The sequence below is a fragment of the Streptomyces sp. NPDC043176 genome (genome assembly GCF_056436715.1).
The window spans coordinates 408,277-428,737 of the sequence record NZ_JBWKCA010000006.1 but is presented as its reverse complement, the minus strand read 5'-3'; the positions used below and the strand labels follow the sequence as shown (position 1 = coordinate 428,737).

Annotated in this window: 25 protein-coding genes and 1 pseudogene; 16 read left to right on the top strand and 10 right to left on the bottom strand. The window is 71.1% G+C overall.

Features of this window, described 5'->3' with window-relative positions; translation table 11 throughout:
* The first annotated feature begins 30 nt into the window (after window positions 1-30).
* A complete protein-coding gene (locus AC067A_RS13375) occupies window positions 31-813 on the top strand; it encodes a ribonuclease BN (RefSeq protein ID WP_478618723.1) in 783 nt (260 codons plus the stop codon).
* A 696-nt stretch (window positions 814-1,509) separates the two neighbouring features.
* On the opposite strand, the gene AC067A_RS13370 is transcribed toward AC067A_RS13375, so the two are convergent.
* From AC067A_RS13370 to AC067A_RS13355, 4 genes are all read right to left on the bottom strand, one after another.
* Window positions 1,510-2,181, bottom strand: a complete 672-nt coding sequence (locus AC067A_RS13370) for a DUF3618 domain-containing protein (protein WP_478618720.1) — start codon at window positions 2,179-2,181, stop codon at window positions 1,510-1,512.
* Window positions 2,157-2,594, bottom strand: coding sequence for a phage holin family protein (locus AC067A_RS13365; RefSeq protein ID WP_478618717.1), 438 nt, complete (start codon window positions 2,592-2,594; stop codon window positions 2,157-2,159). Before AC067A_RS13365 ends, AC067A_RS13370 begins: the two co-directional genes overlap by 25 nt.
* Before the next feature lie 2 nt (window positions 2,595-2,596).
* The gene (locus AC067A_RS13360) at window positions 2,597-3,316 is read right to left on the bottom strand and encodes a hypothetical protein (protein ID WP_478618714.1); all 720 of its coding nucleotides are present in this window, start codon (window positions 3,314-3,316) and stop codon (window positions 2,597-2,599) included.
* A 315-nt stretch (window positions 3,317-3,631) separates the two neighbouring features.
* Window positions 3,632-3,808: a hypothetical protein gene (locus tag AC067A_RS13355; RefSeq protein WP_478618712.1), complete on the bottom strand. Its 177-nt coding sequence runs from the start codon at window positions 3,806-3,808 to the stop codon at window positions 3,632-3,634.
* 226 nt (window positions 3,809-4,034) lie between these two features.
* Between AC067A_RS13355 and AC067A_RS13350 the strand changes: the two genes are divergently transcribed.
* The 7 genes from AC067A_RS13350 to AC067A_RS13320 all read left to right on the top strand — a co-directional run bounded on the left by AC067A_RS13350 (window position 4,035) and on the right by AC067A_RS13320 (window position 10,551).
* Window positions 4,035-5,162 carry a sensor histidine kinase gene (locus AC067A_RS13350; RefSeq protein ID WP_478618709.1) on the top strand — a complete coding sequence of 376 codons (1,128 nt, stop codon included), beginning with the start codon at window positions 4,035-4,037 and terminating at the stop codon, window positions 5,160-5,162.
* Window positions 5,159-5,821, top strand: coding sequence for a response regulator (locus AC067A_RS13345; protein ID WP_478618707.1), 663 nt, complete (start codon window positions 5,159-5,161; stop codon window positions 5,819-5,821). The genes AC067A_RS13350 and AC067A_RS13345 overlap by 4 nt, the downstream gene beginning before the upstream one ends.
* 511 nt (window positions 5,822-6,332) lie before the next feature.
* Window positions 6,333-6,536 (top strand): cold-shock protein, encoded by a 204-nt coding sequence (locus AC067A_RS13340; RefSeq protein WP_150161006.1) that lies wholly within the window; start codon window positions 6,333-6,335, stop codon window positions 6,534-6,536.
* A 262-nt stretch (window positions 6,537-6,798) separates the two neighbouring features.
* Entirely contained in the window at window positions 6,799-8,310 is a 1,512-nt protein-coding gene (locus tag AC067A_RS13335) for a DEAD/DEAH box helicase (RefSeq protein ID WP_478618702.1), read from the top strand.
* Between the two features lie 46 nt (window positions 8,311-8,356).
* Window positions 8,357-8,761, top strand: a complete 405-nt coding sequence (locus AC067A_RS13330; protein WP_478618700.1) for a CBS domain-containing protein — start codon at window positions 8,357-8,359, stop codon at window positions 8,759-8,761.
* Window positions 8,762-8,810: 49 nt separating this feature from the next.
* Window positions 8,811-9,122: an SCO5918 family protein gene (locus AC067A_RS13325; RefSeq protein WP_478618699.1), complete on the top strand. Its 312-nt coding sequence runs from the start codon at window positions 8,811-8,813 to the stop codon at window positions 9,120-9,122.
* 1,090 nt (window positions 9,123-10,212) lie between these two features.
* Window positions 10,213-10,551 carry a MerR family transcriptional regulator gene (locus tag AC067A_RS13320; RefSeq protein ID WP_478618696.1) on the top strand — a complete coding sequence of 113 codons (339 nt, stop codon included), beginning with the start codon at window positions 10,213-10,215 and terminating at the stop codon, window positions 10,549-10,551.
* Between the two features lie 89 nt (window positions 10,552-10,640).
* On the opposite strand, the pseudogene AC067A_RS13315 reads toward AC067A_RS13320, so the two are convergent.
* Both AC067A_RS13315 and trhA read right to left on the bottom strand, forming a co-directional pair.
* Window positions 10,641-11,109 (bottom strand): annotated as a pseudogene (locus tag AC067A_RS13315) (hypothetical protein); the annotation flags it as partial.
* A 64-nt stretch (window positions 11,110-11,173) separates the two neighbouring features.
* On the bottom strand, window positions 11,174-12,004 hold the full coding sequence (gene trhA, locus AC067A_RS13310; protein ID WP_478618693.1) for a PAQR family membrane homeostasis protein TrhA: 831 nt from the start codon (window positions 12,002-12,004) through the stop codon (window positions 11,174-11,176).
* 659 nt (window positions 12,005-12,663) lie between these two features.
* Between trhA and AC067A_RS13305 the strand changes: the two genes are divergently transcribed.
* Complete coding sequence (locus AC067A_RS13305; protein WP_478618690.1) at window positions 12,664-12,873, top strand: cold-shock protein; 210 nt, start codon at window positions 12,664-12,666, stop codon at window positions 12,871-12,873.
* Between the two features lie 406 nt (window positions 12,874-13,279).
* Entirely contained in the window at window positions 13,280-13,603 is a 324-nt protein-coding gene (locus tag AC067A_RS13300) for an SCO5918 family protein (RefSeq protein WP_478618687.1), read from the top strand.
* Between the two features lie 91 nt (window positions 13,604-13,694).
* Here the strand turns inward: AC067A_RS13300 and AC067A_RS13295 are convergent, their stop codons facing one another.
* Complete coding sequence (locus AC067A_RS13295; protein ID WP_478618684.1) at window positions 13,695-14,054, bottom strand: hypothetical protein; 360 nt, start codon at window positions 14,052-14,054, stop codon at window positions 13,695-13,697.
* A gap of 249 nt (window positions 14,055-14,303) precedes the next feature.
* Here AC067A_RS13295 and AC067A_RS13290 point away from each other — a divergent pair, with 249 nt between their 5' ends.
* Both AC067A_RS13290 and AC067A_RS13285 read left to right on the top strand, forming a co-directional pair.
* Entirely contained in the window at window positions 14,304-14,642 is a 339-nt protein-coding gene (locus tag AC067A_RS13290; protein WP_478618682.1) for a MerR family transcriptional regulator, read from the top strand.
* Between the two features lie 145 nt (window positions 14,643-14,787).
* Entirely contained in the window at window positions 14,788-14,928 is a 141-nt protein-coding gene (locus AC067A_RS13285; protein ID WP_478618679.1) for a hypothetical protein, read from the top strand.
* Between the two features lie 7 nt (window positions 14,929-14,935).
* Here the strand turns inward: AC067A_RS13285 and AC067A_RS13280 are convergent, their stop codons facing one another.
* The 3 genes from AC067A_RS13280 to AC067A_RS13270 form a co-directional block, all read right to left on the bottom strand.
* Window positions 14,936-15,325 carry a DUF3592 domain-containing protein gene (locus AC067A_RS13280; RefSeq protein WP_478618677.1) on the bottom strand — a complete coding sequence of 130 codons (390 nt, stop codon included), beginning with the start codon at window positions 15,323-15,325 and terminating at the stop codon, window positions 14,936-14,938.
* 174 nt (window positions 15,326-15,499) lie between these two features.
* Window positions 15,500-15,859: a hypothetical protein gene (locus AC067A_RS13275; RefSeq protein WP_478618674.1), complete on the bottom strand. Its 360-nt coding sequence runs from the start codon at window positions 15,857-15,859 to the stop codon at window positions 15,500-15,502.
* Between the two features lie 74 nt (window positions 15,860-15,933).
* Entirely contained in the window at window positions 15,934-16,548 is a 615-nt protein-coding gene (locus AC067A_RS13270) for an MBL fold metallo-hydrolase (RefSeq protein ID WP_478618672.1), read from the bottom strand.
* A 250-nt stretch (window positions 16,549-16,798) separates the two neighbouring features.
* Here AC067A_RS13270 and AC067A_RS13265 point away from each other — a divergent pair, with 250 nt between their 5' ends.
* The 4 genes from AC067A_RS13265 (at window position 16,799) to AC067A_RS13250 (ending at window position 20,448) form a co-directional block, all read left to right on the top strand.
* Window positions 16,799-17,755 (top strand): GlxA family transcriptional regulator, encoded by a 957-nt coding sequence (locus tag AC067A_RS13265; protein ID WP_478618669.1) that lies wholly within the window; start codon window positions 16,799-16,801, stop codon window positions 17,753-17,755.
* Window positions 17,756-18,129: 374 nt separating this feature from the next.
* A complete protein-coding gene (gadC, locus tag AC067A_RS13260) occupies window positions 18,130-19,599 on the top strand; it encodes a glutamate/gamma-aminobutyrate antiporter GadC (RefSeq protein ID WP_478618667.1) in 1,470 nt (489 codons plus the stop codon).
* On the top strand, window positions 19,596-20,033 hold the full coding sequence (locus tag AC067A_RS13255) for a hypothetical protein (protein ID WP_478618664.1): 438 nt from the start codon (window positions 19,596-19,598) through the stop codon (window positions 20,031-20,033). The genes gadC and AC067A_RS13255 overlap by 4 nt, the downstream gene beginning before the upstream one ends.
* Before the next feature lie 172 nt (window positions 20,034-20,205).
* The gene (locus tag AC067A_RS13250; protein WP_478618662.1) at window positions 20,206-20,448 is read left to right on the top strand and encodes a hypothetical protein; all 243 of its coding nucleotides are present in this window, start codon (window positions 20,206-20,208) and stop codon (window positions 20,446-20,448) included.
* Window positions 20,449-20,461 lie beyond the last annotated feature (13 nt).

Below are 20,461 nucleotides of genomic sequence, written 5' to 3'. Positions count from 1 at the left end.
GGCGTGGGCCGTTCGTCTCCGTTCGGACGGTTGCGCCGCACCTCCCGACGTGTGCGGGCCGGACGCCGTTGGATCCGGGTGCGCGATCTCGACCTGTGGCAGCGTTCGCTGGGCTTCGCGGCGCTCGGGTTCCTCACACTCGTACCCCTGCTGATCGTCGTATCCGCCGCGGATCCGGCGAGCGGGCGGGGATTCGCGCAGTGGCTGGGGGACGGGCTGGGCGTATCGACGGCCGCCAGGGAGGACATCGAGCGGTTGTTCGCTCTGCCGGGCCAGACCCTGCGGACCACGACGGCGTTCGGCCTCGCGGTGCTCGCCGTGTTCGGGGCGTCGTTCGGGGCGACGGTGCAGAGCGGCTACGAGAAGGTGTGGGATCTTCCTCCGGCCCGCTGGTGGGCCAGGTGGCGGCACGTGGTGTGGCTCGCCGTCCTCATCGGATTCCTCTTCCTGTCCGCCGTCACGCCACTGTGGCGCGCGGCACCGGCCCGCGAGGTGATCACCACGCTGAGCGGCGTCCTGTTCTTCTGGTGGTCCCAGCGGATGCTGCTCGGCGGCCGGGTCCCCTGGCCCGCCCTGCTCCCCGGTGCGGTGACCACCATGGCCGGGCTGCTCGGCCTGCGAGTCTTCTCCCGGCTCGTCTTCTCACCGCTGATCGCGTCGAGCGCCGTCACCTACGGCCCGATCGGAACCGTCCTGGTCATCCAGTCCTGGCTCGTCGGGGTCGGCGTCGTCTTCTTCGGCGGCGCGTTGACCGGCCGTCTCCTCCACGAGGAGCTCCCCCGCCTGGCGCATGCCCTGAAACGGCGAAGATGAGGTTCCGCCCTCCGTGATCTGCGGCACGGGCAGGTGGAGCGCAGACGATCGGCCGCGGCGAACACGACGCGGCCGATGATCAGCAGACAGACCAGTCCTTCGGCGACCGCGCCGATGATGCCCAGCACGATCGCGTCCATGAAGAAGACATCTCGGCCCTGCAGCCGAGGCCGCTCGGCACCATGCCCCATCCGTGCCCTTCGGAGCGGTGAACAGCGGTCGGCACGGGTATCGACGGACCACCGAAAGGAGCCGCAAGGAGGGGTGTTTCCCGAGGTCGGACACCTTGTGATCGGCGTCGGCTCCGGTGATGCCCAGGCTTATGGCGCGGGTTCGATTCCCGTCACCCGCTCTTCACACGAAGCCCCAGGTCAGCGACCTGGGGCTTCGTCGTTTTCCGGGCCTGTCAGTTTTCGCCGCGCCCTTCATGTGCCCCGACCCGCAGGAGCGCCCTGCCCAGAAGGTCTTCGGCGCGCCACGGGCACTGCCTGCGCGCAGGGGCGTCCCCCTTTGCGGGAGACGCCCCTTCTGTGACCGGTGGTAAGCGATGCGCGCATCACGCCGTTTCGCCGCCACGAGCGGGCTGCCGACGCCGAAACGGCGTGCGCCGCGAGGACTGTGCACGGCGTCGGCCAGGCGTGGAGGGCCCCGGAGGACGACTCCACCGGCCCTCACGCACCTGCCCTGGCGACCGCTTCACTGTGCGGGAGGCTTCTGCGTGCCGGCGGCGCCGCGCACCTCCTCGGCGGTGTCCCGGCCGACCCGACGCAACTCGTCGGCGGTTTCCTCGCCGGCGCTCTGCGCATGGTCCGTCGTGGTGGAGACGGCTTCCTGCGCAGTGGACTTCACCGATTCCATGGCTTGGGCGGCCGGCTCCCGGAGCCCTTCCTTGACCTCCTGGGCAGCGTGGACGGCCGTCTGCTTGACCGGTTCCAGCAGCTCCTCGGAGTGCTCCCGCAGCCGCTGCCCCGCGCGCTCCTCGGCCTCGGTGGTCGGCAGGAGGGCGGAGGCGAGCATGCCGGCACCGAAGGCGATCAGCCCTGCGGCCAGCGGGCTGCCCTCGGTCTGCCGCTTGATCTGCGACGGCGCCTGCTGGACGGCCTCTCGCACGTTGCCGCCGGCTTCCCTCGCCGTTTCCGTGATGCCGTCCGCGGCCTGGCCGAGGCTCCCCGCCGTTCCGTGCGCCGCATCCTGTGCCGTGCCCATCACACGCTCCTTTACCCCACTCACCTGGTGACGCATCGAACTCACCTTGCGGCGGGCGACCTTGCGAGGGGTCATCCTGTCCGCCAGGAGGTCCACGTTGCGCGCCAGATGAGCCCGCCGGTATTCCACGTCGTTCCTCAGCTCGTCGGGTGTCGTGCCCATCGGGCGTCCTCCTTCAGGGTCTCCATGGTCTGTTCGGGCTTCAGATTGACGGTGCGCAGACGCTTGCGGCCCATGAAGTACAGAACCGCGCCCACAGCCGCCCACACGGCGGTGACGATCAGCGCCGCCCAGGCGAGGTCCATCACGTTGGCCAGGGCGAACACGACGGTCAGGCTGCCGAGCAGCAGCACCAGATGTCCGGCGTAGCCGGCGCCGCCCAGCATTCCGACCGCCTTGCCGGCCTTGGTGGATTCCTGTTTGATCTCGGCCTTCGCCAGCTCGATCTCGTCCCGGACCAGCTGGGACAGGTCCTGGCCGATCTCGCCGATCAGGTCACCGATCGACGGTTCGGAAGGCGCCGAGGACGCTTCTGGAGCGGGCGGAGCGGGCCGCTCTTGGAAGGAGAGAGCCATGGTCACGCTCCTCCGTACGACGGCGAACCCGCAGGCGGATAGGACGGCGGGGCGGGAGTCACGTGCGGAGGCTGGGACTGGCCGTAGGTGTCGAGCGGGTCCTCGTAGCCTTCCGGGATGCCGCTACGGCCGGGAGTGGGAAGCCCGGCGGTGCCGGGTTCACCGGAGGGGCCGGTCGCCGTCGTGGCACCGCTGTCGCCCGAGCCGGTGTCCGAGGAGGCGGCCGCGCTGATGCCCTTTCCGGCGCGCGCGACGACGAAGCCGGCCAGTGCGGCGCCCGCCAGAAAGACCCCCGGGCGGCGGCGCGCGAAATCCTGCAGGTCGCTGATCAGCCCGTCCGGGCCCCGCTGTTCCACATGGGCCGCCATCTTCTGGCCGTTGTCGGCCACCTGCCGGGCCATGCTCGCCACGGTCGAGTCCGGCTTGCCGCCGTCGCCCAGCTCGCGCAGCTCCTGCGAGAGCCGACGCACGTTCTCCGCCAGGCGCTGTGTCTGGGTCTCGGCCTGTCCTGTCAGCTGGGTGCGCAGCTCCCCGACGAGGTCCCGGGCCTGCGCAGTGGCCTCGCCGACGACGTTGGCCGTCTGTTCCTTGGCCGTACCGCCCACCTCGGCGGCCTTGGCGCCGACGAGGGCGGCGCCCTCGCCGGCCTTGTCCTGAACGGTGTGTGCTACTGCCGTCTTGGTGTCTTCCTGCTGACGGCTCACATCCTGGAAGTCACTCAAGGCTCCTCCTCGGTCGATCGATGGGTCGGACCGTTTCATCGGGGCGCCTGCCCACGTTCTCGCCAACCATCCCGGCAGGGCGCGTGTACCTGCGACGGAGAAGAACGGCCCCACGGAAAGGCGCAGCACCGGGACGCAGGGCGCCCAGCCGTGTCCCGCACTCGGCACGATCCAGGAGACGGGTCTTGACCGGCCCTTCTCCTCACGGCATGCGGATGTCCGTGCCACCACGTGCCGGTAAGGACGGTTGACAGAAGTCAACAGGGGGCTCGGCCAGCCAGCCCGATCACGGCCGTCGACGAGCGTTCCCACGGGTCAGGCCGTGCACAGCAGCACCACGGACATCGCGACGACGACCACGCCGGCCGGCGCCGGCGGTGCGGCCGAGGTGCCCACGAGCCGCCGTGGGGTCAGGTCAGGGGCATCGGTGGCGAGCGGCTGGACCGGAGCGTGCACGGCCGCGGGTGCGGCAAGGGCGTGACGGGCGGACATGAGGTGCGCCTTCTCCTCGTACGACTCCTGCCTCTGGAGGTCGCCGCTCCTCTGCGCCGGGCCTGCGGCCGGTCGTCCCGCGTAGGGACGCACTTCGCGCTGTCGCCGGTGGCGTACGCGGCTACCGCGGGCGCGGCAGGAACCGCGCGAGTACCGCGGGCGCGGTAGGCGGTCGGTCGTCCACGAGCGGGACTCGCCCGCGGCGGCATCTGGCTAGGGTGCGCGCATGGGCAAACGACGGTTCGGTGTGCCGGCTGGTGTCGGGGACTGGGCGATCGCCGTGGGCGTGGCGGCGCTGATGCTGGGCGACGGGTGGTCCGGGGAGCACCCCGGCACGGGGCCCGACCTGCTCGGCTACGCGCTGCTGGCGGTCGGCGGCCTGGCGCTGGCCGCGCGCCGCAGGGCTCCGGTCGTCGTCCTGGCCGTCACCGGGCTGTGCGCGGTGGGCTACCAGGCGGCCGGGTTCGACGTGCTCACCGTCGCGTACCTGGTCGCGGTGTACGGCGCGGTGCGGGCCGGGCACCGCGCCCTGGTGGTGACGGCGTCCGCGACCCTGCTGGTGGCTCTGCAGCTCACCGCCCTGGTCTTCCGCGACGGGCCCGTGGGCGAGGTGTCGGTGCAGGCCCGCGGCACCCTGGAACTCGCCTGGCTCATCGCCTCCTTCGCCGCGGGGGAGGCCGTGCGGCAGGCGGAGCAGCGGGCGGAGGAGGCCGAGCGCACCCGCGAGGAGACCGCGCGGCGCCGCGCCGACGAGGAACGGCTGCACATCGCCCGGGAACTGCACGACTCGCTCACCCACCAGATCTCCGTCATCAAGGTGCAGTCCGAGGTCGCCGTCCACGTGGCCCGCAGACGCGGCGAGAACGTGCCGGAGGCGCTGCTGGCGATCCAGGAGGCCGGACGTGAGGCGAGCCGGGAGCTGCGCGCGACCCTGGAGGCGCTGCGCGACGACGACACGGCCCCGCCACGCGGGCTCGCCGACGTACCGGAACTGGTGGAGCGGGCCGGCCGGACCGGCCTGGAGGCGACGCTGACGATCGAGGGGCGGCGGCACGACGTGCCGGCCGCGGTGGGCCGGACCGCCTACCGGATCGTCCAGGAGTCGTTGACCAACGTCGTCCGGCACGCCGCCGCCACCACGGCATCGGTCCGGATCGACTACCGGCCCGACGCCCTCGCGCTGCGCATCGACGACGACGGCAAGGCCACGCCGGACACCGCCCCCGTGCCCGGCGTCGGGCTGCTCGGCATGCGCGAACGCGTCACCGCCCTCGGCGGCCTCCTGCGCGCCGAACCGCGCGGCGAGGGCGGCTTCACCGTCCGGGCCGAACTCCCCGTGGAGCGAACGTCGTGATCCGAGTCCTGCTGGTCGACGACCAGCCGCTCATCCGCAGCGGATTCCGCGCACTCCTCGGCCTCGAGGACGACATCGAGGTGGTGGCCGAGGCCGCCGACGGCAAGGAGGGCCTGGAGCTCGCCAGGGAACACCTGCCCGACATCGCGCTCATCGACATCCAGATGCCGGTCGTCGACGGCATCGAGGCGACCCGGCGCATCGCCGCGGACCCGGCCCTGGCGGGGGTGCGCGTCGTCATCCTGACCAACTACGGCATGGACGCGTACGTCTTCGACGCGCTGCGTGCCGGCGCCGCGGGATTCCTCGTCAAGGACATCGTCCCGGACGACTTCTTGCATGCCGTCCGCGTGGCCGCACGCGGCGACGCCCTGCTCGCACCCTCGATCACCCGCAAGCTGATCGACAGGTACGTGTCCCAGCCGCTCGGCCCCGGTGCCGAGGCCGGGCTCGAAGGGCTGACCGGCCGCGAACGCGAGGCCGTCGCCCTCGTCGCGCGGGGCCTGTCCAACGACGAGATCGCCGATCGCATGGTCATCAGCCCGCTGACCGCGAAGACCCACATCAACCGGGCGATGACCAAACTCCACGCCCGCGACCGAGCCCAACTCGTGGTCTTCGCCTACGAATCCGGCCTGGTCGTCCCGCGCAACTCCTGACACCCCCGGGCCGCGTCCACCGTCCGGGCGCGTCCACCGTCCGGGCGCCGGCCCGTGGTGCGGTCGAGGGACTCGGCCAGGCAGGACTCCAGGCGCACGGGGAGTCCGCGGGCGTTGACCGGCACGGCCGGTGGACCGGCCGACAGCGCGATCCCCGCAGGAGGGACGGCGAGCGCCGGCACCGCAGCTGGTCGACCGCCTCGCTTCCTGAACGCCACATTCGGGGGAATGAATACCTGTGTTCGCGGCCTGAGATTTTGACGGTCATCGCGGAGAGAGTTTTTGTCGGCGACACACAGGGGGAAATATTCGACGCACACGAGCCGTGGCGACGTGCTACTGTCGATCTCAGTTGCAGTTTTGGTACCCAAAAACTTCAAGCGCCTCCCGCCGGCCGCGTGCCGTACGGAAGCGCTTTGTATTTCCGGTCATTTTCCGGGCAGGGCATCATCGCGGCGACACGGCGTCCGTACGGTACGGATTCCGTCGTACTGCCCCAAGGAGACATGACATGACGACTGGCACCGTGAAGTGGTTCAACGCGGAAAAGGGTTTCGGCTTCATCGAGCAGGACGGTGGCGGCCCTGACGTGTTCGCCCACTTCTCGAACATCGCCGCCCAGGGCTTCCGCGAGCTCCAGGAGGGCCAGAAGGTCTCCTTCGACATCGCGCAGGGCCAGAAGGGCCCGACGGCCGAGAACATCGTTTCCGCCTGACGCTGACGCGTAATACGTAGCTGGGGCCCGCATCCCTCGGGGTGCGGGCCCCAGCTGCATGCATTTTGCAGGGTTTTCACGCACACCTGCGCCTCTCGCAATTCATTTCGCTTTTCTTTCGCTCGCCCGCTTGTGCCGACAATTCCTTTGTCCTGAGCCAGGCTGCCTGCTTTCGCATTTCATTCGGCCCGTGCCTGTGATTCCCAGCGCTGTTCATCCGCTGCCGGGTCCTCGATACGCGCCGTATCAAGGAAGGTTCTGTATGAACCCCACACGCACGAACGGCCGTTCCGCCCGCACCCGCCGCAACGGCGGCCACGCGTACGACTCCTCCGCCGGAGCGGGCCGGGGCGGTCGCCCCCGTTCGTCCGCCGCGAGCCGACCGGGAGGTCCGGGACGGTCGGGCGGATACGGCGGGCGTCCCGCCGCCGCGCAGGGGGAGTTCGCCCTCCCGAAGACGATCACTCCGGCGCTGCCCGCCGTCGAGACCTTCGCCGACCTGGCCCTGGACCGGCGCATCCTGGCCGCGCTCACCGCAGAGGGCGTGTCCGTCCCGTTCCCCATCCAAGGCGCGACCCTGCCGAACTCCCTGGCGGGCCGCGACGTCCTGGGCCGCGGCCGGACCGGCTCCGGCAAGACCCTCGCCTTCGGCCTGGCCCTGCTGGCCCGCACCGCCGGACAACGCGCCGAGCCCCGTCAGCCGCTGGCCCTGGTCCTCGTCCCCACCCGGGAACTCGCCCAGCAGGTCACCGAGGCGCTCACGCCCTACGCCCGCGCCGTGAAACTGCACCTGGCCACCGTCGTCGGCGGAATGCCGATCGGCCGGCAGGCGAACGCACTGCGAAGCGGCGTCGAAGTCGTCGTGGCCACCCCCGGCCGCCTCAAGGACCTCATCGACCGCGGTGACTGCCGGCTGAACCAGGTCGCGATCACCGTCCTCGACGAGGCCGACCAGATGGCCGACATGGGCTTCATGCCCCAGGTCACCGCGCTCCTGAACCAGGTCCGCCCCGAGGGCCAGCGCATGCTGTTCTCCGCGACCCTGGACCGCAACGTCGACCTCCTGGTCCGCCGCTACCTCACCGACCCCGTCGTCCACTCCGTGGACCCCTCACAGGGCGCGGTCACCACGATGGAGCACCACGTCCTGCACGTGCACGGCGCTGACAAGCAGCGGCTGACGACCGAGATCGCGGCGCGCGACGGCCGGGTGATCATGTTCCTGGACACCAAGCACGCCGTGGACCGCCTCACCGAGGACCTCCTCCACTGCGGTGTCCGGGCCGCCGCCCTGCACGGCGGGAAGTCGCAGCCGCAGCGCACCCGCACCCTCGCCCAGTTCAAGACCGGGCACGTCACCGTCCTGGTCGCCACGAACGTCGCGGCCCGCGGCATCCACGTCGACAACCTCGACCTCGTGGTCAACGTGGACCCGCCGACCGACCACAAGGACTACCTCCACCGTGGCGGCCGTACCGCGCGAGCCGGCGAGTCCGGCAGCGTCGTCACCCTCGTGACGTCCAACCAGCGCCGCGACATGACCCGCCTCATGACGGCCGCCGGCATCGTGCCCCAGACCACCCAGGTGCGCTCCGGCGAGGAGTCGCTGCGCCGGATCACGGGCGCCCGGACCCCTTCCGGCATCCCCGTGACGATCACCGCGCCGCCGGCCGAACAGCGCAAACGCGGCTCGGCCTCCCGCGGTCGGCGCGGGGCAGCCTCGGCGGCGAGGCGCGCCGGCGGACGGCGTTCCGCCGGCGACGTGGCGGCCTGAGCCGTACGTGATCCGGAAGCTGACCCATCTCTGCAGGAGGCACGTCATGACACTGGTCCAGATGCAGCCCCGGTCGACGCACCAGGCCCCCGCGCACCTGACGGCGGCCGAGGCCGTGGACACGGCCGGGCCGCTGGTCTGCGACGACATGACCGTGGAGGTGGCCCTGGCCGTCATGGCCGGGGCCCACACCACGCACCTCCTCGTCTGCGACAGCGATGACCAGTGCACCGGCCTGGTCACCCGGGCCCAGCTCACCACCGTCCGCGACAGCCCCACCTACACGGACCGGCTCCAGCTGCGCGACCTCTGCGGCGACGGCGGCCCGCTCACCTCGGTCGCCGCCGTGACGATCGGGCGGGCCGTACGCCCCCGGGTCGTCGCCTCGTCCGGCGTGGGCGAACAGGACGACACTCCGGGCGCCCTCGCGCCCGCCCTCGTCCTCGCGTGAACCGCCTCACCACGGCGGAACCATCCCCTTCCTCTCCCTGTGAGGCATCGTGCGCTGTGTCATCGCCCGCTTCCCCTTCGACCTCACCAAGAGCGGCGTCCTGGACTCCATGAAGGGCGTCAAGCCCGAGGAGGTCGCCGGCGAGTCCGTGGTCATCGGTCGCCGCACCTACCCCGTCAAGCAGGTCGGCCAGGTCATCACCCGCCAGGACCGCCGCGACTTCACAGCCGGCGAGGTCGTCCGCGCCATGACCAAGCTCGGCTTCACCTGCCGCAGCCTCCCCCAGAACACCGCGCCCACCCGCACCCCCGACCCGTTCCAGCACGCCTCCGCGATGCTCGGCACCCCGGCAGCGGCCTGACCGTGACCCACGGGCGGACGTGAGCTGACACACCCGAACGACCAAGAGGGCCCGACCGGCATCCGCCGGTCGGGCCCTCTCGCGTGTCGGTGGGCAGATTTCTCCACGGCCGCCGAGTCGGGGGCCGAAGCAACGGAACCCGCAGGGCGGTCGGACGCGACGTCGACGCGCATCGTGTCCAGCAGGCCCCCTGGTTCGTGCGTGTCAGCACCGGCCCCACTTGTCCGTGGCGTGTTCCCGGATGTGGGGTGGTCGACCCGGCGGTGACCGTTCCGCGAATGTTCGCATCACTGTTCGAGGTCGATTACCTGCCCACCGGACACGCGAAAATCTATGTCGGCCGGAGTAGACATTCAGCTATGACATGGCTATGGTTTCTCTCGTAGCCCAAAGAGACAGAAGGGCCCGGCAGAGATGAACTGCCGGGCAAGCGGTACCAGCAGTACAGGTAGTTGCAGTTCGCAGGACGGTGCGGCGGTGGAGTCTCGAAGCCAGGGTTGTTGCAGGACGGCGACGGGACTGGCGGCCGGACCGGGTGGCCCGCAGTGATCAGGGGCCGCCGCAGCGGGACCGCTGTCATGGCAAGTGCGGTACCCGCGAGTGCAGTGAGCAGTACCCAGCAGTGAAGTCAGTGAGCGGTACCCCTGGTGAAGGCGTCGGCTGCGGACGCGCGCACCGGGAAGTTCGGCAGTGGGGTTCCAAGCCAGAGCAGACGCAGGACGGGCAACGGGGCTGGCTGCCGAAGAGTGGCGCTGTCACAGGCCACCGAGCAGTACGCATCACCATGCAGTACCCGCAGTACGCAGTTCCCCGCAGTAAGCAGTTGATCACCGAGGAAGAACGGAGGAACCCGCGCCATCAGGATCGCCCGGGCGGAAGTCTCGAGCCCGGGTACCGCAGGACATCGATAGTGAGGTGGTCTCCGGTCAAGCAACCGCGATCCCCGCGCCCCCGACAGACGTCAGGTCGGGTCCGCGGACACAGAACGCCGGCGCAGTATCAGGGCCGGCAGATGGTGTAGTAGTTCCTTCGGGGCCCTGGTGCCGGTACGGCACCAGGGCCCCTCCATGCGTTTCCCGGAGAGGTGCAAATGACAGCAGACGACTCGTACGGCCGTCTCGACGACGACGACTACCCCGCCTACACCATGGGCAGGGCCGCCGAGATGCTCGGCACCACACAAGGATTCCTCCGCGCCATCGGCGAACACCGCCTGATCATCCCGCTGCGCTCGGAAGGCGGCCACCGCCGCTACTCCCGCTACCAACTGCGCATCGCCGCCCGCGCCCGCGAACTCGTCGACCAGGGCACCCCGATCGAGGCCGCCTGCCGCATCATCGTCCTCGAGGACCAGCTCGAAGAGGCCCAGCGCATGAACGCCGAATACCGCCGCGCCGCCGAATCCGACACCCCACCCGCCTCGGCTTGAGGTGGCTGCGCCCGCGTCGGCATCGACCTACGGGTGCAGCCCGAGCTCTTGGCGGAGGACCACTCACGAGAAAACGCCCACGCGAGGTCCATGGTGTCGGCGCTGACCCGCTCGACCTCCAGGTCCGTGAACCCCTTGCGGACCAGGGCCCGGGGTCCCTCGACGGCGTGACCGCGCCCCCGTGCCGCCCGGTTCGGCCGGCAGCCGAGGTCGACCACGGCAGGGCTGTCCTCGCCCCCGTGCCGCCCGGTTCGGCCGGCAGCCGAGGTCGACCACGGCAGGACTGTCCTCGCCCCCGTGCCGCCCGGTTCGGCCGGCAGCCGAGTTCGACCACGGCAGGGCTGTCCTCCTCCAGCGGCCGGAACCCGAACCAGCCCAGGAAGGTGCCGGTGCGCTTCTCCCGCGCAGCCCGGCAACTCCGCGGGCCCTCCCAGCACGGGTGGTCGCGCAGGAGCCGCGGGGAGTTCTTGCCTCGATCGCCTCCCGGCCTGTGGCGCGGCCGTCGTCGACGAAACCCATGACCTCGGGGTCGTCGTCCAGGGCGAGCAGGCGTGCGATGTCGGCCGGCGTGAACGCGCGCGGGGCTCACGAGGGGGCGGCGGGCGACAGGGCATCGTCGTGGTCAGGAGGCGGCGAGGAAGATGGCGATGTAGTGGGCGGTGAAGGCCGCGACGGTCAGGGCGTGGAAGACCTCGTGGAAGCCGAACCATCGGGGCGAGGGGTTGGGGCGCTGGAGGGCGTAGACGACCGCGCCCGCGCTGTAGAGAAGCCCGCCGGTCACGATCAGGGAGACCACCGCCACCCCGCCGTTGTGCAGGAAGTCGGGCAGGTACCGCACGGGTGCCCAGCCCAGGGCCAGGTAGCAGGGGGTGTACAGCCAGCGGGGAGCTCCGACCCACAGGACACGGAAGGCGATGCCGACCAGAGCGCCCGTCCACACGATCCACAACAGGAAGGACCACTGGTCGCGGGAGAGCAGGAGCACGGCGAGCGGGGTGCACGTGCCCGCGATGATCAGGAAGATGTTGGCGTGGTCGAGGCGGCGCAGAACGGCCTCGCCGAGTGGTCCCCAGGTGCCGAGGTGGTAGACGGCGCTCGTCCCGAACAGCAGCCAGGCCGTGACGCAGTACACCGCGCAGGCGAGCACGGCCTGCGGTGTCCCTGCCAGGCATACGAGGACAATGCCCGCGGCCAGCGACGCGGGGACCATGCCGGCATGGAGCCAGCCGCGCAGCCTCGGCTTGATCGGCTCCACCAGATCGGCCGCCCGCTCCACCAGATCGGCCACCGGGCGGGAACCCTCGGCGGCCTTGTCCCGGTGCGATCCGGAGGAATGGCCGGCGGGCTCTCGTCCTTCTCCCGTCGGCGCGTAAGCAGGACAGGTGACTTCGGCGCCGTCTCGGGACACTGCATCCCGTCCCGAACCGGACTGCGGAGTTTCTCTGGCAACCATGTGCACATGCTAGGAACCAGCCCGAGACGGGATGACCAGAGGCCCACCTCATCGCGCCTGGCCGGTTCGGTCACCCCTCACGGTTCCGGTCCTGGCTGCTTGCCGAGGACCGGGGCCGTGGGAGTCGCGGATGCGGCGAGCCACCGAGCGCCGGCCGCTGGTGCTGCTCGGACACCGGCACTCACGGAACCGGTGAGGGCGCCGCACGCGGCCGTGCCGCAACGTGCCGGCAGGGGTGGGTGAGCAGCGGTGGACACAGGGTTCGGAACGGTGATTCCACTGGAGACCGAGCTCGCCTCGCCCCGCGGGCCGGTGGTGGCCCGCGCCCGCGCCGGCCACCCTCCGCCGCGCCCGTGGCCGAAACACCGCATTGCGAGTGCACGGATATCTGCGTTCGCCGACAGAGATTTCAACCAGTGCCACAGGGAGAGTTTTTACCGGCGACGCACAGGAGTAAAAGCGGAACGCACACGGACCACACCGGCATGCTACTGTCGAATCAGTTGCAGTTTTGGTACCCGAAGACTTCAGGCGCCCCGCCGGCCGCATGCCGCGCGGAAGCGTTTTGCATTCCGGTCGTTTTCCGGGCAGGGAATCATCGCGGCGACACGGCGTCCGCAAAGTGCGGATTCCGCTGCACTGCCCGAAGGAGATATGACATGGCTACTGGCACCGTGAAGTGGTTCAACGCGGAAAAGGGTTTCGGCTTCATCGAGCAGGACGGTGGCGGCCCTGACGTGTTCGCCCACTACTCGAACATCGCCGCCCAGGGCTTCCGCGAGCTCCAGGAGGGGCAGAAGGTCTCCTTCGACATCGCGCAGGGCCAGAAGGGCCCGACCGCCGAGAACATCGTTCCCGCCGGTCGCTGACGCGTCACACGCAGCTGGGCCCGCATCCCTCGGGGTGCGGGCCCCAGCTGTATGCATTTCGTTTCACAGGTTTCCGTGTGCACCCGGAACACCGCCGCCCTTCCGCCCGCCCACCTGCACCAACAATTCCGCGGTGGACCGGAAACGCTCGCTCCTGGCTTCCCATGGGCCTGCTCCTGTAATTCTCGACTTCTTTGACCCCCTGCCGGAATTCATCGGTACGAGTCGGTCGAGCGGATACGGCAGGCACCCCGTCGCAGTACAGGGGGAGTTCGCTCTTTCCCCGACGATCACCGGGCGCGCGATACGGAAGCCGCCCCCCTCAGGACCCCCGCACCGGTCCTGCGCTCAAGTGAACCGCCCGCTCCGGTGGGACCTCCCCTCTCCTCTTATCTTGTGAGGCATCGTGCGCTGTGTCATCGCCCGCTTTCCCTTCGACCTCACCAAGGAGGGCGTCCTGGACTCCATGAAGGGCGTCAAGCCCGAGGAGGTCGTCGGCGAGTCCGTGATCATCGGTCGCCGTACCTACCCCGTCAAGCAGGTCGGCCAGGTCATCACCCGCCAGGACCGCCGCGACTTCACAGCCGGCGAGGTCGTCCGCGCCATGACCAAGCTCGGCTTCACCTGCCGCAGCCTTCCGCAGAGCAGCGCGCCCACCGAGGGCCTCGACCCCGTCCAGCACGCCTCTGTGGCACTCGGCGGCCTGACCGTGGTCCCCGGGCAGGCATGAGCTGACACCCGGGCAGCCGAGAGGCCCCGACCGGCACTCGCCGGTCGGGGCCTCTCGTGTATCGACGGGGGGATCCTCTAAGCAGACGGGGTCAGTGATCGGAGTAGCTGACCTCGCCCATGGTCCAGGCGCTGATGTCCGCGATCGAGACGCGGTACATCCCGCCCGTCTCCGGGATCCCCATCGTGCCCTGAAGGATCCGCGCCAGGTGGAAGTGCAGATGGGTGGGCGGCCCGCCCTTCGCCACCGCGGTGGCGAAGACGGCGGAGAACTCGGCCAGCCGGTCGGAGTCCGCCAGGACCTCCGAGACCCGCTGCCGCCACACCGCTTCGGGTGCCAGCCGGCCTGTGATGACGGCGCCCCCGGTGACGACGGTCAGGGACATCTGGTTGCTCTGCCCGGACTCCACCAGGGTGGCGACGTCAACGAGCAGCTCGTCAATCTTCGACATGGAAGCCGATCCTACGGGCCCGCTCCGCCCCGTCCACAGGTCGTCCCACCGGGTGGGAAGGACAGCCGAGGGGGAGAGCGGGTGCAGAGGCCGCCCGCCTTCGCGATTGCTTCGCCCTCCCGCCGGGAACCACGACCACCTGCCCGCCCGGCGCTTCATCAAGGCCGGCAGGTGGTGTAGTAGTTCCTTCAGGGCCCTGGTGCCAGTACGGCACCAGGGCCCCTCTATGCGTTTCACGGAGAGGTGCAAATGACAGCGGACGACTCGTACGGCCGTCTCGACGACGACGACTACCCCGCCTACACCATGGGCAGGGCCGCCGAGATGCTCGGCACCACGCAGGGCTTCCTCCGTGCCATCGGTGAAGCCCGCCTGATCACCCCGCTGCGTTCCGAGGGCGGCCACCGCCGCTACTCCCGCTACCAGCTGCGCATCGCCGCCCGCGCCCGCGAGCTGGTCGACCAGGGCACCCCGATCGAGGCCGCCTGCCGCATCATCATCCTCGAGGACCAGCTCGAAGAGGCCCAGCGCATCAACGCCGAGTACCGCCGCGCCGCCCAATCCGGCACGCCTCCCGAGCAGGCTTGAGGCGACCACGCCCCGCGTCGGCACCGGTCGGCGGACCACTCACGGTGCCGATGCCCCCGCCGGGAGCGCCGGGCGGCCGGCGGGCCCCGGCCGTGACGGGCCCGTCGCAGCGGCCGGCCGCAGCAGACGGATCCCCGCACCAGCCGTGAAGGCCCGCATGGGGGCGGTGGCGGTGGCGGTGGCGGTGGCGGTGGCGGTGGCGGTGGCGGTGGCGGCCGAGAACGACCGAGGGCGGCCGTCGCGGCTGCACCCGGACGCCGTCCGGCGGGCACCCACCCGGCAGTGAGGCGTCCTCAGCCGCGTACGGCGATCACGAAGCGCACCACGCCGACCAGGAGGAGCGCGCCGAACACGGCCATGGCGACGACGAGCCCGCGGGTGCTCCGGGGAAGCCGCTCCGGGAGGCTGACCTCCTGGGGGCGCTTCGGGTCGTAGACGACGTCGAGGCGGCCGCCTACCCGGACGGGAGGGAAGACGTAGGGGCCGACGGTGTACTGACGGGCGGGGCCGCCCGGCGGCGTGTACTCCAGGAGGAGCATCGAACCCGCCGCGACCTGGCCCACGTCGACGCAGCGTGCCGGGACGCGCACCCCTCGCTTCACGAGGGGACCGGAGTGGACGTACACGCCCAGGGAGATCGCGAACCCCACCAGTCCGATCAGTGCCGCCAAGGTGATCGACAAGGTCACCGACATCGCCCCCGTCCGATGGAAAGCCCAGATCATCGCGCAGGGCCTGACGGGGCACAAGGGCGGCCGTGCGCGAAACCGGTGGGACGGGGGCGGGCGGGCGCGGGACCGGTGGGACGGGGGCGGGCGGGCGCGGGACCGGTGGGGACGGGGAAGGGCGGCGGTCGGTCAGTTGTCGATGTAGCTGACGTCGCCCACGGTCCAGGCGCTCACGTCCGCGATCGCGACGCGGTACATGCCGCCGGTCTCCGGGATGCCGACGGTGCCCTGGAGGATGCGGGCGAGGTGGAAGTGGAGGTGGGTGGGGGGCTCTTTCCTGGGCGCCGTGGGGCTGAAGACACCGGAGAACTCGCCCAGTCGGGCCGAATCCGTCAGGACCTCCGACACCCGTTCTCTCCACAGGGCTTCCGGGGCCAGCCGACCGGTGAGGACCGCACCCCCCGTGACCACGGTGAGGGACATCTGATTGCTCCGCCCGGACTCCACCGTGGCGGCGATGTCAACGAGCAGCTCGTCAGGCTTCGACATGAAAGCCGATTCTAGGGGGTGTCCCGTCGATCGGGCCCGATCGGGCAGCGGGGCCCGACATCCCCAGGACACCCCTAGAGCGGTGCCGTGTCGTCGGCGGGGAAGGCCGGGCCGTGGCCGGGGACGATGACGTCGGTGGCGGCGAGGACGCGGAGGCGCGAGGCGCGCAGGACCGCGTGGTCGGGGGCGACCGGGTCCTCGACGGGGCCGTTGGGGCGCCACCAGAGGTCGCCGACGAAGGCGACGACGCCCTCGGCGGTGCCGGCGAGGAGCGTGATGTCCTCGGCGCTGTGACCGGGCGTGCGGATGAGGCGCAGGGACGGGGTGAGTTCGTGGCCCTCGGCGTCGCGGTCGGTCCACTGGTCGTTCTCGTAGATCGCTTTGTGGTCGTGGACGCGGGCGTGGCCGAAGAGGCCGACGTTCATGGTGTTGTCGGGGTGGTGGTGGCTGAGGACCACGTCGGTGATGTCCTCCGGGCCGAGACCGAGTTCGGCGAGGGGGCCGAGGATCCGGTCGCGGCCGGCCACCATGCCGGGGTCGACGATGACGTGCCGGTCGCCGTCGTGGACGTAGGACACGGTGGCGGCGACGCCGGGGCCGGTGGAGAGGGTGTAGCCGGTGGTCAGGATCGTGTAGGTCGCGGTGCGGGTGCGGAGGGCGTCGCCGCCGCTGCTCTTCGTCGTCGTCATGCCCCAATTCTTCTGCGGAGGACGCCCCTTCACGAGTGGCCGCACTGCCACTGATCGCGCGAATCGTGCCACCGCGCGCCGACCCGCGCGGCCTCCCGGCCGGCCGTCCCCCGACCGGTGTTGTCCCCGACCGGTGCCGACGCCCCGACCGGTGCCGCGCTCCCCAGCGGCGCCGCGCGACGCCCGCCCCGCTCCCCGGCCGCCGCCGCCCCTGACCGGCCCCTTCCGCCCCGCGTGCCACACTCCCCGCATGCCGCCGTTCACGACTGTCGCCGCCTACGCCCCGACCGGTGTCGGCATGCTCGGGGCGGGCATCGTCTCCGAGGTGTTCGACGCGCGCGGCCAGGGCCTGCCGCTGTTCGACTTCGCGCTGTGCACGGACCGGCCGGGGCGGGTCCGTACGGACGTCGGGCTGCCGCTGGTCGTCGAGCACGGCCTGGACCGGCTGGCCGCCGCCGACCTGGTGATCGCCCTGCCGTGGGCCGGCTTCCGTACGCCCCCGGCGCCCGCGGTCCTCGACGCGCTGGCCGCCGCGCACACGCGGGGCGCGCTGGTCGCGGCGCACTGCGTCGGCGCGTTCGCGCTCGCCGCGGCCGGGCTGCTCGACGGGCGGCGGGCCACGACGCACTGGCGGTTCGCCGGGCTGCTCGCCGAGCGCCACCCGGACGTCACGGTCGAGCCGGACGCGCTCTACGTCGACCAGGGCCGGATCGTCACCGGTGCGGGCGCCGCCGCCGGCTTCGACCTGTGCCTGCACCTGCTGCGGCGGGAGCACGGCGCGACCACGGCCAACGCCATCGCCCGGGACCTGGTGCTCCCGTCCCACCGCGACGGCGGCCAGGCCCAGTACCTGGCGACCCCCGTCCCCGAGGACAGTCGGGACGAACGGCTCACCGAGGTGCTCGCCTGGGCCAGGGAGCACCTCCACGAGCCGCTGCCCGTCGCGGAGCTGGCCCGCAGGGCGCTGATGAGCCGGCGGTCCTTCGCCCGCCGCTTCGCCGCCTCGACCGGTACGACCCCGCACGCCTGGCTGCTCGGGCTGCGCCTCAGCCGCGCCGAGGAGCTCCTGGAGACCACGGACCTCCCGGTCGAGGAGATAGCCCGCGCGGTCGGCTTCGGCAGCGCGGCGGTGCTCCGTACGCAGTTCGTCCGCCGCCGGGGCGTGCCGCCGCGCTCCTACCGGCGCTCCTTCACACGGACGCCCTGACCCGGGCGGTCCCCCAAGTCCCCTTCGCCCGTGCGCGGGGAGAGCCACCTCCCGTACGCGGGGAGAGCCACCTCCCGTGCGCGGGGAAGGTCGCCTCACCGCACGCGTAGGCGGGGAAGGCCGCCTCGCCTCCCTTCGCCCGTACGGCCCGGCGGACCCTCGCAACCGCCCGTACGGCCCGGCGGACCCTCGCAACCGCCCGTACGGCCCGACGGACCCCTCGCAACCGCCCGTACGGCCCGATGGGCCCCCGCAACCACCCGTACGGCCCTTGTGGAGGTGTCCTCGCCCTCACTCGTACGGCCGCCTCCGGTTGCCCGGTGTGGGGGGGGCGGCCGAGCGTGGGGGAATCGCGCGATCCCCAGGGAGGGCCTATGAGCAGTCTCGACACCTCGGCCGAAGTGCCCAAACCGCGTGCGGCGGCGGCGCGGGCGGCCGCACCCGCCACGATGACGTGGGTGACGCTGGCCCTGATGACGACCGCGTCGGTGGCGAGCCTGCGGGCCGCGCCCACGATGGCCGTCTACGGCCTGGCGTGTGTGTTCCTGTATCTCGTGCCGGCGATCGTGTTCCTGCTGCCGACCGCGCTGGTCTCGGCGGAGCTCGCCTCCGGCTGGAGCGGCGGCGTGTACCGCTGGGTCGCCGAGGGGCTGTCGAAGCCGCTGGGATTCCTCGCGGTGTGGTGCCAGTTCGCGATGACGATCTTCTACTATCCGAGCCTGCTGGCCTTCGTGGCCTCGACCATCGCGTACGTCATCGATCCCTCGCTGGCGTCCAACGGCGTGTACACGGCGATCGTCATCATGGTCCTGTACTGGACCGGCGTCTGGGTGTCCTCCCGGGGCACCAAGGCCCTGGCGGGACTGTCCAGTTGGGGGCTGATCATCGGCACGCTCGTGCCGGGCACGATCCTCGTCGTCCTCGGCATGGTCTTCCTCGGCCAGGGCAACCCGTCGGCCGCGCCGATGAACGCCGACCACCTGCTGCCGCAGTGGACCGGTCTGGCGAGCCTGGTCCTGATCGTCAACAACTTCCTGTCGTACTCCGGCATGGAGATGAACGCCGTGCACGTCTCCTCGCTGAAGGACCCGGCGAAGGAGTACCCGAAGTCGATGTTCCTGGCGATGGGCCTCGTGCTGCTGATCTTCATCCTGCCCGCCCTGGCCATCAGCTGGGTCGTGCCGGCCGATCAGCTCAGCCTCACCGCCGGCGTCATGCAGGCCTTCGACGCCTTCTTCGCCTACTTCGGCGTCCAGTGGATGACCCCGATCGCCGCCGTCATGCTGATCTCCGCCTCGCTCGCCGGCATGCTGACCTGGCTCGCGGGGCCGTCCAAGGGCCTCCTGGAGATCTCGCGCGCCGAGGGCTACCTGCCGCCGTTCCTGCAGAAGCTCAACAGGTTCGGCGTCCAGCAGAACATCCTGGTCACCCAGGGCGTGGTGACCTCGGCCATCGCCCTGATGTACGCGCTCATCCCGAACGTGTCGAGCGTCTACTGGATCTTCTCGACGATCACCACACAGGTGTACCTGATCGTGTACCTGCTGATGTTCGCCGCCGCGATGCGGCTCCGGAAGACGCATCCCGACCATCCCCGCGGCTACCGGGTGCCGGCCCTGGGCCTGGTGTGCACGGTGGGCCTGCTCGCCTCGCTCGCGGCGCTCGCGATCGGCTTCGTGCCGCCCTCCCAGTTCGCCGGCGGCAGCGTCCTCTCGTACGTCCTCTTCATCGCCTGCGGTCTGGGCGTGCTGGGCCTGCTGATCCCGTGGCTGTTCCTGAAGTTCCGCAAGCCGGGCTGGCGGACGGCCGGCGCCACCCTGGAGAGCGAGGGAGACCGGACATGAGTCCCACCCGCTTCGCCTCGGAGCACAAGGTCATCTACTGGGGCACGATCGTCATCCTCATCGGCCTCGTCGTCACCGGACTCATCCGCTACGAGAGCGTGAAGACGAACAACGAGACGCTCTCCAAGGCCAACCGGCTCCAGGAGGAACTGGTCAAGGCCGGCTACCCCTCCCCCGACACCGACACCGTCGAGCGGCTGCTCGGCACCGACGGCGGCCAGGTCTGCGAGGAGCCGGGCAACGCCCTGAAGACCGCCCTGTGGAAGATCCACCAGTCGAACGGTGCGACCGGCCCCGGCATGCGGCCCGTCATCTCCGACACCAAGGCCGTCCAGGCCGAGCGGATCGTGCTCCAGGTCTACTGCCCGGACCGGGTCGACGAGTTCGACGACGAGGCGGAGGTGCTGGACACCGACAGCACGGTACGCCGGTGAGGGGGGCCTGACCCCTCACGCCAGCGGCATCGAGCCCGAGCCCGGCCCAGGCCCAGGCCCCGAGCCCGGGCTCGGGATCGGGCTCGGGCTCGGGCTCGGGGCCTGGGTCGGGCTCGGGATCGGCTCTGGCCTCGACGCCCTCCGCGCCTTCCTCCGCGAACTCGCCCGGTTCATGCTGTGGTTCAGCGAGGAGGGCGCCGAGTACGTCGAGGGCGTCGAGGGCGTCGAGGGCGTCGAGGGCGTCGACCGAACGGTCCACGGGCTCGCCCGGACATACCGGGGGCGGGCCGAGACCGTCCTCGTCGCGGACGGGGCCGTGGTCCAGGTGACCGCGGGCGGGCGCGCCCTGAACTCGACGGTCACCGCTTCCCCCTACGTCTACCGGCTCGGCCGGGCGGTCGCCCTGACGTACTGATCACGCTTCCCGC